The organism is Pedobacter sp. 01N416 (assembly GCF_056399685.1).
Genome location: NZ_JBFTRT010000779.1, coordinates 1 through 2,511 on the forward strand (window position 1 = coordinate 1; position 2,511 = coordinate 2,511).

Sequence of the window (2,511 nt, forward strand, 5' to 3'; positions counted from 1 at the left end):
ACACAGGACTGTCCAAAACCATAAATGGGAAATATTGCATTGATGTTGTATTTCAAATGGAAAACAAACAAAATACATTGGTGCAAGAAAAACCAATTATTCCAGCTGATTATATTAAGTTAAATGGTTTGAATATTATGTCGATGGGTAGCCCTCATAAGCAAACTGTACCTGACAATTCTACGTATAAGATTGAAGAAGTAGACACACCACCTAATTTCCCGGGAGGATATAAAGCACTTCAGGCATATTTCTCTGAAAACATTAAATACTCAGAAGAAGCATTAAAAAACAAAGTAGAAGGAAAAGTATACTTTAGTTTTAAAATAGATTATGATGGCGATGTTAGAGACGTTAAAATAGTAAGAGGTTTAGGTTTTGGCTTGGATGAAATAGTGAAAAAGGTAATAAAAGACTGCCCAAAATGGAATGCAGCCATCAAAAATGGCCAAACCGTAAGTACAAAATTCAGCTACTTCGCAGAATGCAGATTGCCAAATCCTTAAATATAATTTCTAAAAGAATAGAAGGAGTGCCAGTACAAAAATAGTATTGTCATCCTGAGCCTGTCGAAGGACTTCATTAAATAATAAAATTAACAAGGCAGCCAGATATTCTGATTGCCTTGTTAATTAGGTAGTGTTACAGATTACCTCTTAATTCCTGTTCGCGTTCTAACGATTCAAATAAGGCTTTAAAGTTGCCCGCACCAAAACTTTGTGCACCTTTACGCTGAATAATTTCGAAGAACAGGGTAGGGCGGTCTTCAACTGGTTTTGTGAAAATCTGTAGTAAATAGCCTTCTTCATCACAATCGACCAAAATGCCCAGGCTTTCTAGCAATGCTATTTCTTCATCAATTTTACCTACGCGTTGCGGCATCATGTCGTAATAGGCCTCTGGTGGTGCACTTAAAAACTCCACCCCACGTGCTTTCAGTTCTTTAACTGTTTTAACAATATCTTTAGTGGCCACAGCAATGTGCTGAACGCCTTCACCCTCATAATATTCCAGGTATTCTTCAATTTGCGATTTCTTTTTCCCCTCAGCAGGTTCGTTAATCGGGAATTTCGAATAGCCATTTCCATTACTCATTACTTTACTCATCAAAGCCGAGTATTCAGTATTGATCTGCTTATCATCAAAAGATAAGATATTTACGAAGCCCATTACATCTTCGTACCATTGTACGGCTTCATTCATGCGGTTCCAACCTACGTTACCCACACAATGATCGATATATAAAAGACCCGCATCGGCAGGTTGATAATCGCTTTCCCATACACGGTAACCCGGCATAAAGGTTCCATTATAATTTTTACGCTCAATAAACATGTGTACAGTTTCGCCATAAGTATAAATACCGCTCATCCGAACTTCACCATTTTCATCAGTTAAAGTTTGAGGAGCCAAATAGGGTTTCGCACCACGTTTTGTGGTTTCTTCAAAGGCGCTATAGGCATCGTCTACCCAAAGGGCTAATACTTTTACCCCATCGCCATGTTTTTTTACATGCTCTGCTATTGGATGATCTGATTTTAATGCTGTGGTTAAGATCAATCTGATTTTACCCTGCTGCAATACATATGATGAACGGTCACGTACACCAGTTTCTGGTCCGGCATAAGCCAGGCTTTGAAAACCAAATGCAGTTTTGTAGTAGTGAGCCGCTTGTTTAGCATTACCTACATAAAATTCGATATAATCTGTTCCGTTAATAGGCAGAAAATCTGGTGCTTTTGATATTTTTTCTGCGAATGTTTGTGTTTCCATTGTTGTTGTTATTATGTCCGAGGTCGGGGAGGCCGAAGTCTTACCGCCAGTTCATCTGTTTTTTCTTTTCCGATCGATTTTTCTACGGTACCCGGGTGTGGCCCATGTGGAATACCTCCAGGGTGTAAGGTAATCTGCCCTTTAACCACACTTTTGCGGCTCATAAAATCACCATCTACATAATAAAGCACTTCATCGCTATCTACATTGCTATGGTTGTAAGGCGCAGGAATAGAATCAGGGTGATAATCGTATTTGCGGGGAACAAAAGAACAAACTACAAAATTGTGTCCTTCGAAAGTTTGGTGAACCGGAGGTGGTTGGTGTAAACGGCCTGTTATCGGCTCAAAATCGTGGATAGAGAAAGCATATGGGTAATGATAACCGTCCCAGCCTACATAATCAAAAGGATGTGTACCGTAGGTATATGGATAAATTAACCCTTGTTTTTTAATTAATACCTTAAAATCGCCATATTCATCAAAGGTTTGCAGGTTTTCGGGTAATCTTAAATCACGCTCACAGTAAGGTGCGTGTTCCATTAGCTGTCCAAACTGATTTAAATATCTTTTTGGCGGTCTTAACGGACTAAAACTTTCCACAATGAACAACCTGTTTTGTTCATTATCAAACTCCATCTGGTAAATGGTTCCTCTCGGGATGATCAGATAATCGCCATAAGCAAACTTAATTTCTCCAAATCCTGTTTTCAGCTTTCCAGAACCTTCATGTATGAAG

At 38.8% G+C, this 2,511-nt stretch carries 3 protein-coding genes; 1 reads left to right on the plus strand and 2 read right to left on the minus strand.

What is annotated here, in order from left to right; translation table 11 throughout:
* A partial coding sequence (locus AC1DND_RS27055) for an energy transducer TonB (RefSeq protein WP_477585847.1) occupies positions 1-506 on the plus strand: 506 nt, incomplete at its 5' end.
* A 136-nt stretch (positions 507-642) separates the two neighbouring features.
* Here the strand turns inward: AC1DND_RS27055 and hppD are convergent.
* Together hppD and AC1DND_RS27065 are read right to left on the minus strand one after the other, a co-directional pair.
* Positions 643-1,773, minus strand: a complete 1,131-nt coding sequence (gene hppD / locus AC1DND_RS27060; protein WP_477585849.1) for a 4-hydroxyphenylpyruvate dioxygenase — start codon at positions 1,771-1,773, stop codon at positions 643-645.
* 11 nt (positions 1,774-1,784) lie between these two features.
* A partial coding sequence (locus tag AC1DND_RS27065; RefSeq protein WP_477585851.1) for a homogentisate 1,2-dioxygenase occupies positions 1,785-2,511 on the minus strand: 727 nt, incomplete at its 5' end.